The following is a 14,219-nucleotide window of genomic DNA, read 5'->3' on the forward strand; positions in this document are numbered from 1 at the left end:
GTTCAGGAGGGCTCGGCGGCTTCCCGGCGCTGCTGGTACCGCCACACGTCCAGCAGCGCCTCGTCGTCGCGCAGTTCCTCGGCCACGGGGCCGATGCGGTGCTCGGCCTCCACGCAGCGCGGGTCGTCGCGCACGGCCAGGCCGGAGACGGCGCAGATGCGGATCGGCTGCCTTTCGTCATGGGTGAGCGCGACCAGCGCGTCGCCCACCTCGGGCTCGCGTCCCCGATGGTGCACGAGCCAGTGGCACACCGCCTCGCGTACGCCGGGGTCCTCGTCCCGGACCAGGGTGAGCACGGTGGTGAGGCTCTCGGGGTGGTGCACGGTATCCGGTACCAGTGCGCGCACCCTCGGGTCCGGGTGGGTGAGGTACGACAGCCCGACGGCCTCGATCTCCGGGGCGCTGTCGTGGGTCATCGCGTGCAGGAGGGCGGCCAGCACCTCAGGGTCCTCCTCCTGTTCCGCCCAGGGCACCAGTTCCCTCCCCCGGTCCCGGAACGGGTCGCTCTGCTCGACGAGGTCTCCGAGGATCAGGAACAGCAGGATTTCCGCCGCGAGCAGGCGGTGCAGCCGGTCGGGGTGGTTGAGCAGGTCCCGGCTCCACTGCCAGGTCTCCTCGTCGAACCGCCGGCCGAGCGTGAACACGACGTCACACCACACGACGTGGTCCCGGTCGGGGTGGGCGAGGGCACGGGCGACCAGTTCGTCGAAGGAGGTGCGGATGCCGTAGAGGGCCTCCATGGACGTGAGGACGGCCCGGTGCTCGTCGCGCACGGTCACGGGGCCGAGCGTGAGCTGCTCGCACCACCAGCCGATCTCGTCGTCCTCGACCCGGATCCGCGTGACCGGCCCGGTGAGGCCGGTGACGCGGCGCAGCTCGGCCTCCGCGCCCGCCTCGGCCCACCGCCGGGCCCGGTCCGGCAGCTCCGCGCGCACGGGTGCCGGAAGCGGGATCCGGCTGGTGGCGAGCGCGTGGGTCAGGAGGTGCGACCCGCCGTCCACCGCCCGCGTCAGCGGGGTGCTTCCGTCGGGCAGCAGGCGCAGGGGGTCGGCTCCGGCCCGGAGCAGCGCCTCGGCGACGGGCCGGTCGTACGCCGCCACGGCCAGGCAGAGGACCGGCAGGCCGTCCTGCAGGGTGTCGGGGTCGGCCCCGGAATCCAGCAGCGCCGTGACCTCGTCCACGTCCCCGCGCCGTACGGCCGCGACCAGTTCCCGCACGCCTGTGCCTCCCCCTGTTAGTGGAACGACTGGGGGAGCCTAGGCGCCCGGCTGCGGCCGGGGCACCTGATCAACGCCCGGCGACCGTCGCCCCGGGCGCCGGGCCCGACGCCGTACGCACCGTCCGGCACGTCCCGGACGCCAGCAGGGCCTGCGCCACCGCGGCGGCCGACTCCGGGTCGCGGACCAGGAACGCGGTGGTCGGGCCGGAACCCGAGACGAGTGCGGTGAGGGCGCCCGCCGCCCGGCCCGCGGCCAGGGTGCCGGCGAGTTCCGGGAAGAGGGAGAGGGCCGCGGGCTGGAGGTCGTTGGAGACGGCGGCGGCGAGCGCGTCCGGGTCGCCCTTGGCGAGGGCGGCGAGGAGTTCCGGGGAGGCGACGGGCTCGGGGATGTCCGTGCCCTCGCCGAGCCGGTCGAACTCGCGGAACACCGCCGGGGTGGACAGGCCCCGCCCGGCCATGGCGAACACCCAGTGGAAGGTGCCGCCGACCTCCAGGGGAGTCAGCTGCTCGCCCCGCCCGATGCCGAGGGCCGCCCCGCCGACCAGGCTGAACGGCACGTCGCTGCCCAGCTCGGCGCAGATGTCGAGGAGTTCGGCACGGGAGGCGCCGGTCTCCCACAGCGCGTCGCAGGCCACCAGGGCGCCGGCGCCGTCCGCGCTGCCGCCCGCCATGCCGCCGGCGACGGGGATGTCCTTGGCGATGTGGAGGTGCACGTCGGGGCTGCGGCCGTACCGCCCGGCCAGCGCTTCGGCGGCCCGCGCCGCCAGGTTCGTACGGTCCAGGGGTACCTGGTCGGCGTCCGGGCCGTCGCAGGTGACGCGGAGCTCGTCGGCCGGGGTGACGGTGACCTCGTCGTAGAGGCCGACCGCCAGGAAGACGTTGGCCAGGTCGTGGAAGCCGTCGGGGCGGGCGGCGCCGACCGCCAGCTGGACGTTGACCTTGGCGGGGACGCGGACCGTGACGCTCACGCGGGCTCCTTCTCCTGCGGCTGGTTCGCCTTGTGCTCGGCGATACGCGCGAACTCCTCCACGGTCAGCGACTCGCCCCGGGCCTGCGGCGAGACCCCGGCGGCCACGAGGGCCTCCTCGGCCGCGGCGGCGGATCCGGCCCAGCCGGCGAGCGCGGCCCGCAGCGTCTTGCGGCGCTGGGCGAACGCCGCGTCGACGACGGCGAACACCTCGCTCTTCGAGGCCGTCGTCTTCAGCGGCTCCCTCCGGCGGACCAGGGAGACCAGTCCGCTGTCGACGTTGGGCGCCGGCCAGAACACGTTCCGCCCGATGGCACCGGCGCGCTTGACCTCGGCGTACCAGTTGGCCTTGACCGAGGGGACGCCGTAGACCTTCGAGCCGGGCGGGGCGGCGAGCCGGTCGGCTACCTCCGCCTGGACCATGACGAGGGTGCGTTCGATGGTGGGGAAGGTGCCCAGCATGTGCAGCAGGACCGGGACGGCCACGTTGTAGGGGAGGTTGGCGACCAGCGCGGTCGGGGCGGGGCCCGGCAGCTCGGTGACGTGCATGGCGTCCGAGTGGACCAGGGCGAACCGGTCGGCGCGCTCGGGCATGCGGGCCGTGATGGTCGCGGTCAGCGCACCGGCGAGCACGTCGTCGATCTCCACGGCCGTGACCCGGTCGGCGACCTCCAGCAGCCCGAGGGTGAGCGACCCGAGCCCCGGACCGACCTCGACGACCACGTCGTCGGGGCGGACCTGTGCGGTGCGGACGATACGGCGGACGGTGTTCGCGTCGATCACGAAGTTCTGTCCGCGTTGCTTGGTCGGGCGTACGCCGAGGGCTGCCGCGAGCTCGCGGATGTCGGCGGGGCCCAGAAGGGCGTCAGGGGTGGGGCTGCTGGTCACGGAACAAGGGTACGGCGGTTCGGTTGCCCCCTATCCGCGCAGCCGTCCCCCGCAGTGCGGCCACGGAGTTGCTCCCCGCCGCACGTACAGCTTCTTCGCCCGGTACGTCTGTTCCGCCGCCGGGGCGTCCTGGGGGCGGCCGCTGCCGCCCAGGGCCTGCCAGGTCTGGGTGTCGAACTGGTAGAGGCCGCCGTAGGTGCCCGAGGAGTCGACCGCGTCGGGGCGGCCGCCGGACTCGCAGGCCGCGAGGCCCTGCCAGTCGAGGTGGTCGGCGCCCTGCACGGAGGCCGGGCGCTGCATGGTGCCGACCTTGACCACCTGCGGGCGAGGCTCGCGCACCACCTCGGATCTGATCCGGCGCGGCTTCTGCCGGACGCCGTTGACCGTCCGCACGGAGTAGGTGACCCGGCGCAGGCCCGGCTCGCCCGCGCGTTCCACCACCTCCGTGCCCCGGAACAGGGCCGGATCCTCCGTCCGCCGCACCTGGAACGGGATCGGCTCCTCGCGGACCTCCTTGCCGCCGGTGATCCGCAGCACCGTCACGGTCTGCCCGTCGCGAGGGAAGCCGCCTTGGGGGACGGAGGTGGTGTCCTGGCCGTGCAGGGTGATCCCGGCCTCCTCGACGGCCTCCCGTACGGTCGCCGCGTTGGTGCGCACCGTGCGGGCGCGGCCGTCCGCCATGATCGTGACCGTGCGCTCGGTCCGCACGTCGAGTGCGAGCCCTTCGCGCCCGATGCGCCGGGAGCGCGACGTGGACACGTACGCGCCCTCCTGCCGCACGCCCAGCTGCCGCAGCGCGCCCTCCACCGTGTGGGCGGTCGTCCACACCTCACGCCGGTGTCCGTCGAGGGTGAGCCGCACGGGACGGGCGTAGTGCACGGCGACCTCGTCGCCGCTGGTGATCCGCGTGCCCGGTCCGGGCGCCACCACGTCGTGGGCACCGACTTCGACGCCCTCCTCCGTGAGCAGCTCGGTGACGTCGTCGGCGAAGGTGTGCAGCGTGCGTGTCCGGCCGTCGACGTTCAGCTCGATCGCCTTGTCCTTGGCGACGAACGCCGTGGTGCCGCCCGCCAGGAAGGCGACGACCAGGGCCTGCGGGAGCAGCCGCCGCATGGGACTGTCCGGGCGCTCGGCGTAGCCCGCCTTGCGCCGGCGCGCGGCCTTGCGATGCGAGCCGGTGCGCACCGCGGCTCGCGATCCGGCGCGCGCACCCACGCCCGGGTCGGGGTGCCCCACGGGCCCGGCCGCGGGCTCGCCGTCCGGGGCGCCCTGCCGGGGCAGCCCGGGCAGGGTCGGCGCCTCGTAGGCGGGCCGGTAGGTGTCCTCGTGGGCGCCGGGTGCCCCGGGCGTCCCGTAGCCGAGCGTCTCGGCGCTGTGCAGATCAGCCGGCGGCGCGTCGAAACCGCCGTACACCGGGTCGGCGCAGGCCGGGCCATACGTCTCGTACGTCTCGTACGTCTCGTACCGGGAGTTGCTCACGCCGACGCGCTCCAGGGGCCGGAGGGGGTCCAGAGGGGTCCGGATCGGGCCCCCAGAACCTAGCGGAGCGGCCGTCACTCTCCAAAGCGACGCGACTACGCACAGTCGTGCGGCCGGTGTCAGTACCCGAAGGCGCGTGCGGTGTTGGCGCCGAGCGCCGTGGCCAGCGTGTCCTCGTCGATGCCGCGCACCTCGGCCATGGCCCGCACCGTGACCGGCACGAGGTAGGGGGCGTTGGGCCGCCCGCGGTAGGGCGCCGGGGTGAGGAAGGGCGCGTCCGTCTCCACGAGGAGGAGCTCCAGCGGGGCCACCGCCACCGCGTCCCTCAGGTTCTGGGCGTTCTTGAAGGTGACGTTGCCGGCGAAGGACATGAAGTAGCCCGCGCTCGCGCAGATTCCGGCCATCTCGGCGTCGCCGGAGTAGCAGTGGAAGACGGTCCGCTCGGGGGCGCCCTCCTCCTTCAGCACGCGCAGGACGTCGGCGTGGGCCTCGCGGTCGTGGATGACCAGGGCCTTGCCGTGCCGCTTGGCGATCTCGATGTGGGCGCGGAAGGACCGCTCCTGCGCCTCCTTGCCCTCGGGCCCGGTACGGAAGTAGTCGAGGCCGGTCTCACCGACGCCCTTGACCTGCTCCAGAGCGGCCAGCCGGTCGATCTCGGCGAGCGCGTCGTCCAGGGCGGCCGGGCCTCCCGGTTCGCGGGCGCCCTGCCGCGACCATCCGTCGGGGTCGCCATGCACGATCCGGGGCGCCTCGTTCGGGTGCAGGGCGACCGTCGCGTGGACGGCGCCGTGGGCCGCCGCCGTCTCGGCCGCCCAGCGCGAGCCCTTGAGGTCGCAGCCGACCTGCACGACCGTCGTCACTCCGACCGACGCCGCCTTGGCCAGGGCCTCCTCGACCGTGCCGGACTGCATGTCCAGGTGGGTGTGGGAGTCGGCGACCGGCACCCGGAGGGGCTCCGGGAGGGGTGGGGCCGCGTTCTTGTCCTGGCGGCCGGAGGCGTTCGAAGGCATGCCCCGATCCTACGAAAGGCGTACGCCCTCCCCGATGGGGGAGGACCGGGGAGGGCGTACTGACAAGGGAAGCCGGACGGGTCAGCTCGCCTTGCGCTGGAAGGGGTGCAGCAGGTCGGACAGGTGCCAGTGGTGGGGCTCGCCCTCCTCGCCTCCGGTCCGGGCCCCGGTCCCGGCCTCGGCCGCGGGCGCCTCCACGGGCCCGGCGGGCGGCGGCACGCGGGAGGGCCGGTGCGCCGCGTCGCGGGCCGACGCGACCCGCCCGGGCCGCATGATCCGCACGACGTGGCTGTCGCAGTTCTGGCATTCGGGCTTGCTCAACGGGGAGGGCACCACCTTGCCGTCGGCCACGTAGAGGACGAACTCGTGACCCGCGGCGTCCGTGTGGTGCTCTATCTCGTACGACTGCTCCCAGCCGTGCCCGCACCGCATGCAGGCGAAGGAGTAGGACTCGTTGACGACTGCGGTCGCACCGGCGCGGAGCCCGGTCTGCCCTGCGATCTCACTCATGCCAGCTCCTGTTGGTCCGCTGTGGCGTGAGGACGGTTCCGTCCCCGCACCCCAGTGGACTCCTCGGCCGGACCGATGGCAGCAGACCTGTCGACTGTTGGCCCCGATTTGGGCGTCCCTTGCCCCTGGCCCCCTTGCGCTTTGCCCACCCATGGGGCGCACGCTCAAACGAAATGCGCCCTGCTCAGAGGCCGTTCAGCGCCCCGTGAAGGGAGCGGGGAACCGCGCGCTCACCCCCACACGACCCGCACCCCGCGAAGCATCTGAAGCCCCACCCCGAACCCGGTCACCCCGCGGCATTCTTCGCAGCGACCACCGCATCGAAGACGACCCTCTTCGGCACCCCGGCCTCCACCGCCACCGCGGCGATCGCCTCCTTGCGCCGCTCCCCCGCTTCCTCCCGCACCCGGACCCGCCGCACCAGTTCCTCCGGCCCGACCTCCTCGGGGCCCTTCTCCGGCGCCCCCTCCACCACGACGGTGATCTCCCCGCGCACCCCCTCCGCGGCCCATGCGGCCAGTTCTCCGAGCCCGCCCCGCCGCACCTCCTCGTACGTCTTGGTCAGCTCCCGGCACACCGCGGCCCGCCGCTCCGTCCCGAACACCTCGGCCATGGCCGACAGCGTGTCGTCGAGCCGGTGGGGTGCCTCGAAGTAGACGAGCGTCCGCCGCTCGTCGGCGACCTCCCGCAGCCGCCCCAGCCGCTCCCCCGCTTTGCGCGGCAGGAACCCCTCGAAACAGAACCGGTCGACGGGCAGCCCGGACAGCGCGAGCGCGGTGAGCACCGCGGACGGCCCGGGCACGGCGGTGACCCGCACGTCGCGCTCGACGGCGGCCGCGACCAGCCGGTACCCCGGGTCGGACACGGACGGCATCCCCGCGTCCGTGACGAGCAGCACCCGCGCCCCGCCCACCAGTTCCTCGACCAGCTCCGGCGTCCGGGCGGACTCGTTGCCCTCGAAGTACGACACCACCCGCCCCTTGGGGGTGACGCCCAGCGCCTGGGTCAGCCGCCGTAGGCGACGCGTGTCCTCGGCGGCGACGACATCGGCTCCGGCCAGTTCCTCGGCGAGCCGGGGCGGGGCGTCCGCGATGTCACCGATGGGTGTGCCTGCGAGTACGAGGGTTCCGATCACGCTCCCATCCTCCCAGGGCCGGCGGACGCGGACTCCTCCCAGGGGCGGAGGATGCGGACGCATACCGGCCATGCACGGGACTCACACAGAACGGTTCCCTACGATGGCGCGGTGACCAGTACCGCGTCCTCCACGGACACCCGGCAGGGAAAGGCGCCGCACGAGCAGCGGACGTCCTGGCAGCAGCGGCTGCGCCGCTTCGGCTACCAGGGGCGGCCCAGAAGCGACGCCCGCGACGTCCGTGAGCGCCTGGTGCCGCCGTACACCGAGCCCGGCCCCCGGCTGTGGGCGGCGCTCGGCGTCCCGCACACGCTCGCGGGACGGCTGGTGCGCTGGTCGGGCTGGATCGGCCCGCTGCTCGTCACACTGCTGGCGGGTGTGCTGCGGTTCTGGAACCTGGGCAGCCCCAGGGCGGTGATATTCGACGAGACCTACTACGCCAAGGACGCGTGGGCGCTGGTCCACCGCGGGTTCGAGCTCAACTGGGACAAGAACGCCAACGACCTGGTTCTGTCGTCGGGCGGACACGTCACGCTCCCGGCGGACGCGGCGTACGTGGTGCACCCGCCGGTCGGCAAGTACGTCATCGGGCTCGGCGAGCTGATGTTCGGTTTCGATCCCTTCGGCTGGCGGTTCATGACGGCCCTGCTCGGCACGCTGTCCGTGCTGCTGCTGTGCCGGATCGGCCGCCGGCTGTTCCGCTCCACCTTCCTGGGGTGTCTCGCGGGCACGCTGATGGCGGTGGACGGCCTGCACTTCGTGATGAGCCGCACGGCGCTGCTCGACGGCGTGCTGATGTTCTTCGTGCTGGCCGCGTTCGGCTGTCTGCTGGTAGACCGGGACAAGGCCCGCGAGCGGCTCGCCGCCGCGCTGCCGGTGGACGGCGACGGACGGGCCCGGCCCGACCGGCACACGGCCGAGACCACCCGCCTGGGCCTGCGCCCCTGGCGCTGGGCGGCCGGGCTGATGCTGGGCCTGGCCATCGGCACGAAGTGGAACGGCCTCTACATCCTGGCCGCGTTCTGCCTGATGGCGGTGTTGTGGGACGTCGGTTCGCGCCGGGTCGCCGGTGCCCGGCACCCGTACACGGCGGTCCTCAAGCGGGACACGGGCCTGGCGTTCCTCGCCACGGTCCCGGTGGCCCTGGTCACCTACGTCCTGTCCTGGACCGGCTGGATCCTCTCCGCCACCAACGGCTCCGGCGGCTACTTCCGCAACTGGGCCGCGACCAGCGGCAAGGGCGGCAGCTGGACGTTCCTGCCCGACTGGCTGCGCAGCCTGTGGCACTACGAGCACCAGGTGTACGAGTTCCACGTCGGGCTGTCCTCGCCGCACACGTACCAGTCCAACCCGTGGAGCTGGCTCGTCCTCGGCCGCCCGGTGTCCTACTTCTACGAGTCCCCGGCGCCCGGCAAGGACGGCTGCCCCGCCGACGCGGGCGAGAAGTGCGCCCGCGAGGTCCTCGCCCTCGGCACGCCACTGCTGTGGTGGGTGGCCTGCTTCGCGGTGCTCTACGTCCTGTGGCGCTGGTTCTTCCGCCGCGACTGGCGGGCGGGCGCCATCGCCTGCGGCATCGCGGCCGGCTACCTGCCCTGGTTCATGTACCAGGAGCGCACGATCTTCTTCTTCTACGCCGTCGTCTTCCTGCCGTTCCTGTGCCTGGCGGTGGCGATGCTCCTCGGCGCGATCATCGGCCCACCCCGCTCCACCGACACCCGCCGCGTCGCGGGCGCCACGGCCGCAGGCGTCCTGGTCCTCCTGATCACCTGGAACTTCATCTACTTCTGGCCCCTGTACACGGGCCAGGCCATCCCGATCGACGACTGGCGGTCGCGGATGTGGCTGGACACCTGGGTCTGATCTGTGTTCGGTCAAAAATCGAAACACCCGTCCCCTTAGTAACCGCTTACGCATAGAGTGCTCCCGGGATCGGGCTTTCTGAACGCGTTCAAAGGAGCGTGTGGAGGCTCAACGGGGAGGGGACGGCCCACATGGCCAAGGGGGTCAAGGTCGCTGTCATAGGTGGCGTGTTCGCGGTGATGGTGGGCGGGGCCGGGTACGGCGCCTACAACATCCTGAGCGCGCTGAGCGGTGATGGAGGCAGCGGGGTGGCCGCGGAGAAGAAGACGGGGCCGCCCGACAAGGACGAGGTCAAGGAGACCACCGCCAAGTTCTTCGCGGCCTGGCAGACGGGCGCGACCGCGACGGCGGCGTCGTACACCAACAACGACGCGGCCGCCGGGCGGCTGCTCACCGCCTTCGGTGACGACGCGCACATCACCGACGTGAAGATCACGCCCGGTGCCGCACAGGGCACCACCGTGCCGTACACGGTGCAGGCGAAGGTGGCCTACGACGGGAAGTCCAAGCCGCTGAGGTACGAGAGCGAGCTGAAGGTCGTGCGCGGGCTGACCACCGGTCGGGCGCTGGTCGACTGGCAGCCGTCCGTCGTGCACCCCGAGCTGAAGCGGGAGGACGACACCCTCGTCACCGAGCAGTCGGCCACCCCGCCCATCGAAGCCGTGGGTCGCGACGGATCCGAGCTGACCAAGGAGAAGTACCCCTCCCTGGGCCCGGTCCTGGACGCCCTGCGCGAGAAGTACGGCGACGAGGCAGGCGGCACCCCCGGCATCGAGCTGGTCGTCCGGCACCCCGGCAACGGCGCTCCCGACACCCCGCTGCTGACCCTCGCCAAGGGCAAGCCGGGCAAGCTCACCACCACGATCAGCCCGAGCGCGCAGGCCGCGGCCGAGAAGGCGGTCAAGCGGTTCGCCCAGTCGTCGGTGGTGGCGGTCAAGCCGAGCACCGGCGAGGTGCTGGCGGTGGCCAACAACCGCACGGACGGCTTCAACGCGGCCTTCCAGGGCGAGGCGGCTCCCGGCTCCACCATGAAGATCATCACCGCCGCGATGCTCATCGACAACGGCGTGACCTCGATGAACGGCCCGGCGCCCTGCCCGGACACCGCCGTGTGGCAGAGCCAGAACTTCAAGAATCTGACCGGCATGAAGCCCGACGAGAGCGCGACGCTCGCCAACAGTTTCATGCGGTCCTGCAACACCGCCTTCATCAAACTCATCGACGAGAAGCCGCTCACGGACGCCTCGCTGACGCAGGAGGCCGAGGAGCGCTTCGGGCTGGGGCAGGACAACTGGAAGACCGGCATCGCCTCCTTCGACGGCAGCGTCCCCGCCGTCGACGGGCCGGACCGGGCGGCGGGCGCCATCGGGCAGGGCCAGGTCCAGATGAGCCCGCTGAACATGGCCTCGGTCACCGCGACCGCGATCACCGGCGCCTTCCGCCAGCCCTACCTGGTCTCGCCGGACCTGGACGGCCGCGAACTGGCCCGGGCCGAGGGACTGCGGGCGAGCACCGCCGCCCAGCTCAAGCAGATGATGCGGCTCACCGCCACGCAGGGCACGGCCGAGGAGGCCATGGCCGGACTCGGCGGCGACATCGGCGCCAAGACCGGTTCGGCCGAGGTCGACGGCAACGCCAAGTCCAACAGCTGGTTCACCGGATTCCGGAACGACATCGCGGCGGCGGCCATGACCGAGGAGGGCGGCCACGGCGGCGACGCGGCCGGGCCGATTGTCGCAGCCGTGCTACGAACAGGCGGCTGATCTCACCTCCGCGGGACGGGACTCTAGGGTGGTGGCCGTCGTTGGGACAGCTGAGGGCATCGGGGACCCTGGGGATTCGCGGAGGAACGAACAGCAGTGGGCAACAGAAGGCGCGTCGCCGAGCGACGGAAGACGAGACCCGCCGTGATCGGCGGGATGATCGCCGTGGTCGTCGTGGGCGCCGGGGCCGGTGGCTACGCGCTGTTCGGCGGCGGCGCCGCTGCCGACGACGGGACGCGGGCGTCGGACCGGAAGCCCGAGGTGAAGACCGGCCCGCTGTCGCCGGCCGAGGTCACCACCACCGCCCGCGCCTTCCTCACCGCCTGGCAGTCCGGGAAGGTCACCAGGGCCGCCGCGGCCACCGACGACCCGTCCGCGGCCCAGCCGCTGCTCACCGGTTACGCCAAGGACGCCCACATCAAGGACGTCACCCTCACCCCGGGCACGCCCACCGGCGACAAGGTGCCGTTCTCCGTCAAGGGCACGGTGTCCTACAAGGGAACCGACAAGCCGCTGACGTACGACAGCGCACTGACCGTCATGCGCCGCGCCTCCGACGGAAAGCCGCTGGTCGACTGGCACGCGGCGGTCGTCCACCCGGACCTGGAGGACGGCGACACGCTGGTCACCGGCGCGGCGGGCACGCCCCCGGTCAAGGCCCTCGACCGGGACGGCGGCGAACTGACCGAGGAGAAGTACGCCTCCATCGGCCCGATCCTGGACGGCCTGCGCGAGAAGTACGGCAAGGAGGCCGGTGGCAAGGCCGGCGTCGAACTGCGGGTCGTGCGCGGGAAGTCCGCCAAGGCGAAGGACCTCTCCGACAAGACCCTGCTGGAGCTGAGCGAGGGCACGCCCGGCACGGTGAAGACCACGCTCGACCCGGCCCTGCAGAAGGCGGCCGAGCAGCAGGTCGCCAAGAAGGCCAGGTCGTCGGTGGTCCTGCTGCGGGTGTCGACCGGCGAGATCCTGGCCGCCGCCAACGCCTCCCCCGGCTTCAACACCGCCTTCCAGGGCTCCCTGGCCCCCGGCTCCACGATGAAGGTCATCACCTCCTCGCTGCTGCTCGAGAAGGGCCTGGCCTCGGCGGACAAGAAGCACCCGTGCCCGAAGTACTTCACGTACGGCCACTGGAAATTCCAGAACGACGACAAGTTCGAGATCAAGAACGGCACCTTCAAGGCGAGCTTCGCCCGCTCCTGCAACACGGCCTTCATCAGCCAGGCGCCGAAGCTGAAGAACGACGACCTGACCAAGCAGGCGCAGCAGGTCTTCGGCCTGGGGCTCAACAACTGGGCGATCGGTGTGCCGTCCTTCGACGGCGCGGTGCCGGTGCAGTCGGCGGCCCAGATGGGCGCCTCGCTGATCGGGCAGGGCGGGGTCCGTATGAACCCGCTGAACATGGCGTCGGTGTCGGCGACGGTCAAGGCCGGCACCTTCCACCAGCCGTACCTGGTCTCCCCGGACGTGGACGGGCGCAAGGTGGCGAAGGCCTCGCGCACGATGTCGGCGGGCACCCTGTCCCAGCTGCGTGAACTGATGTCGTACACGGCCGCGTACGGCACGGCCGCGGAGGCGATGGCCGGGGTCGCCGGTGACGTCGGTGCGAAGACCGGGTCCGCCGAGGTCGACGGCCAGAAGAAGCCGAACGGCTGGTTCACGGCCTACCGGGGCGACCTGGCCGCCGCGGGCGTGGTCCAGCAGGGCGGGCACGGCGGCTCGACGGCCGGTCCTATCGTGGCGGCGCTGCTGAAGGCGGGCGGCTGAGCCCGGGGTCTGAGCCCGGGGTTCAGTGCGTCACGGGTTCCGCGGCGGCCATGTAGGTCCGCCGCAGGAACCGCAGCAGTGCCTGCCGCTCGAACTGCACCACCGACACGCCCCGCGCGGAGTGGAACTCCACCACGACCTGCACCCGGCCGCACGGCCACACCCGTACCTCGCCGCTCCCGGCAGGGGCCCGCAGCCCCTCCTCCAGCAGCTCGCGGCCGAAGGTCCACTCGCCTCCTCCGGCCCCGGGCAGCCCCATGCGCACCGACCGGGGATCGCGGTCGGGGTCGTACCGCAGGGTGACCGGAACCGCCTCCAGCTCGTCGACGAACGGGACGGCCGCGTCCGAGACGATGTGGGCTCGCGCGTACTGCTCGACTACGGACATCGGACAGCCCTTTCACCGTGCGCAATCCAAGTGGAACCTGGGCGTCCCACTTCCTCTCCAATGTCCCATATTTTCCGTATTGCGCCCCTGGGGGCCGGATATATCACGCATGAGATAAAACAAGCACCACGCTCTTGCAAATCGTTCGCATCAAGCCACATCATCGAACGGTGCATGTACCTGACGGAATCATCAACGCGCCCACCTCCGCCGCCACCGGTGTGATCGCCGCGGGCGCCGTCGCCGTGAGCCTGCGCGGCGCACGCCGCGAACTCGACGAGCGCACGGCGCCGCTGGCCGGGCTCGTCGCGGCGTTCATCTTCGCGGTGCAGATGCTGAACTTCCCCGTCGCGGCGGGGACCAGCGGCCATCTGCTCGGCGGTGCGCTGGCCGCGATACTCGTCGGCCCCTGCACCGGGATCCTGTGCGTCTCCGTCGTCCTGCTGATGCAGGGCATCCTCTTCGCGGACGGCGGCCTGACGGCGCTCGGCGTCAACATCACCAACATGGCGATCGTCACGACGGTCGTCGCCTACGCACTCTTCCGCGGCCTGGTGAAGGTGCTGCCCCGCACCCGCCGGTCGGTCACCGCGGCCTCCTTCGTCGCCGCCCTGGTCTCCGTCCCGGCCGCCGCGCTGGCCTTCACGCTGATGTACGCGATCGGCGGCACCACCGACGTCTCGATCGGCAAGGTCGCCACCGCCATGATCGGCGTGCACGTCCTGATCGGCATCGGCGAGGCCGCGATCACCGCCCTGACCGTCGGCGCGGTCATCGCCGTCCGCCCGGACCTGGTGTACGGGGCACGCGGGCTGACGCAGAAGCTCAAGCTGCGGGTGAACGGCGAACTGGTCGACGCGCCCGGTGCCGAGCCCGAGCCCGCGCCGGTGGCCGCCCGCACCTCGCACCGCAAGGTGTGGGCCGCCGGCCTGGTCGCCTCCCTCGCGCTGGCCGGGTTCGTCAGCTTCTACGCCTCGGCGAACCCCGACGGTCTCGAGAAGGTCGCCGCCGACCACGGCATCGACAAGAAGGCCGAGGAGCACGCGGTGGCCGACTCCCCGCTCGCCGACTACGGCGTCAAGGACGTCGACGACGCGCGCCTGTCCGGAGGGCTGGCGGGCGTCATCGGCGTGGGCGTCACGGTCGTCGCGGGCACCGGCGTGTTCTGGGCCGTGCGCCGCCGCCGTACGGACGACACCTCCCCGTCGGACACGACGAGCATGACGAGCGTCTGAC

The 14,219-nt window shown here is 72.3% G+C and carries 12 protein-coding genes; 4 read left to right on the forward strand and 8 right to left on the reverse strand.

Annotation, left to right across the window (positions count from 1 at the left end; all coding sequences use genetic code 11):
• Positions 1-2: 2 nt before the first annotated feature.
• From ACIRDU_RS20720 to rsmI, 7 genes are all read right to left on the reverse strand, one after another.
• On the reverse strand, positions 3-1,217 hold the full coding sequence (locus ACIRDU_RS20720) for a hypothetical protein (protein ID WP_403581473.1): 1,215 nt from the start codon (positions 1,215-1,217) through the stop codon (positions 3-5).
• A gap of 70 nt (positions 1,218-1,287) precedes the next feature.
• Positions 1,288-2,187 carry a 4-(cytidine 5'-diphospho)-2-C-methyl-D-erythritol kinase gene (locus ACIRDU_RS20725; protein ID WP_403581474.1) on the reverse strand — a complete coding sequence of 300 codons (900 nt, stop codon included), beginning with the start codon at positions 2,185-2,187 and terminating at the stop codon, positions 1,288-1,290.
• Positions 2,184-3,074, reverse strand: coding sequence for a 16S rRNA (adenine(1518)-N(6)/adenine(1519)-N(6))-dimethyltransferase RsmA (rsmA, locus tag ACIRDU_RS20730; protein WP_403581476.1), 891 nt, complete (start codon positions 3,072-3,074; stop codon positions 2,184-2,186). The genes ACIRDU_RS20725 and rsmA overlap by 4 nt, the downstream gene beginning before the upstream one ends.
• A gap of 30 nt (positions 3,075-3,104) precedes the next feature.
• Positions 3,105-4,553 carry a ubiquitin-like domain-containing protein gene (locus tag ACIRDU_RS20735; protein ID WP_403581478.1) on the reverse strand — a complete coding sequence of 483 codons (1,449 nt, stop codon included), beginning with the start codon at positions 4,551-4,553 and terminating at the stop codon, positions 3,105-3,107.
• Between the two features lie 119 nt (positions 4,554-4,672).
• Entirely contained in the window at positions 4,673-5,563 is an 891-nt protein-coding gene (locus tag ACIRDU_RS20740) for a TatD family hydrolase (RefSeq protein ID WP_403581480.1), read from the reverse strand.
• Positions 5,564-5,644: 81 nt separating this feature from the next.
• A complete protein-coding gene (locus ACIRDU_RS20745; protein WP_403581481.1) occupies positions 5,645-6,073 on the reverse strand; it encodes a hypothetical protein in 429 nt (142 codons plus the stop codon).
• Positions 6,074-6,359: 286 nt separating this feature from the next.
• Positions 6,360-7,208: a 16S rRNA (cytidine(1402)-2'-O)-methyltransferase gene (gene rsmI / locus ACIRDU_RS20750; protein WP_403581483.1), complete on the reverse strand. Its 849-nt coding sequence runs from the start codon at positions 7,206-7,208 to the stop codon at positions 6,360-6,362.
• 111 nt (positions 7,209-7,319) lie between these two features.
• On the opposite strand from rsmI, the gene ACIRDU_RS20755 reads away from it, so the two are divergent.
• The 3 genes from ACIRDU_RS20755 to ACIRDU_RS20765 all read left to right on the forward strand — a co-directional run bounded on the left by ACIRDU_RS20755 (position 7,320) and on the right by ACIRDU_RS20765 (position 12,595).
• Positions 7,320-9,068 carry a dolichyl-phosphate-mannose--protein mannosyltransferase gene (locus ACIRDU_RS20755; protein ID WP_403581484.1) on the forward strand — a complete coding sequence of 583 codons (1,749 nt, stop codon included), beginning with the start codon at positions 7,320-7,322 and terminating at the stop codon, positions 9,066-9,068.
• Between the two features lie 131 nt (positions 9,069-9,199).
• Positions 9,200-10,831, forward strand: a complete 1,632-nt coding sequence (locus ACIRDU_RS20760) for a penicillin-binding transpeptidase domain-containing protein (RefSeq protein ID WP_403581486.1) — start codon at positions 9,200-9,202, stop codon at positions 10,829-10,831.
• Between the two features lie 96 nt (positions 10,832-10,927).
• Positions 10,928-12,595, forward strand: coding sequence for a penicillin-binding transpeptidase domain-containing protein (locus tag ACIRDU_RS20765; protein ID WP_403581488.1), 1,668 nt, complete (start codon positions 10,928-10,930; stop codon positions 12,593-12,595).
• A 22-nt stretch (positions 12,596-12,617) separates the two neighbouring features.
• On the opposite strand, the gene ACIRDU_RS20770 is transcribed toward ACIRDU_RS20765, so the two are convergent.
• Entirely contained in the window at positions 12,618-12,983 is a 366-nt protein-coding gene (locus tag ACIRDU_RS20770) for an SsgA family sporulation/cell division regulator (RefSeq protein WP_403581490.1), read from the reverse strand.
• A 170-nt stretch (positions 12,984-13,153) separates the two neighbouring features.
• On the opposite strand from ACIRDU_RS20770, the gene ACIRDU_RS20775 reads away from it, so the two are divergent.
• On the forward strand, positions 13,154-14,218 hold the full coding sequence (locus ACIRDU_RS20775) for an energy-coupling factor ABC transporter permease (RefSeq protein ID WP_403581492.1): 1,065 nt from the start codon (positions 13,154-13,156) through the stop codon (positions 14,216-14,218).
• Position 14,219 lies beyond the last annotated feature (1 nt).

The sequence above is a fragment of the Streptomyces sp. NPDC093598 genome, from assembly GCF_044764825.1.
In the GTDB taxonomy this organism is placed as follows: domain Bacteria; phylum Actinomycetota; class Actinomycetes; order Streptomycetales; family Streptomycetaceae; genus Streptomyces.

Coding starts and splice junctions, on each gene's coding strand:
- ACIRDU_RS20770 (WP_403581490.1), bottom strand. CDS start 12,983: ATGTCCGTAGTCGAGCAGTACGCGCGAGCCCACATCGTCTCGGACGCG.
- ACIRDU_RS20745 (WP_403581481.1), bottom strand. CDS start 6,073: ATGAGTGAGATCGCAGGGCAGACCGGGCTCCGCGCCGGTGCGACCGCA.
- ACIRDU_RS20740 (WP_403581480.1), bottom strand. CDS start 5,563: ATGCCTTCGAACGCCTCCGGCCGCCAGGACAAGAACGCGGCCCCACCC.
- ACIRDU_RS20760 (WP_403581486.1), top strand. CDS start 9,200: ATGGCCAAGGGGGTCAAGGTCGCTGTCATAGGTGGCGTGTTCGCGGTG.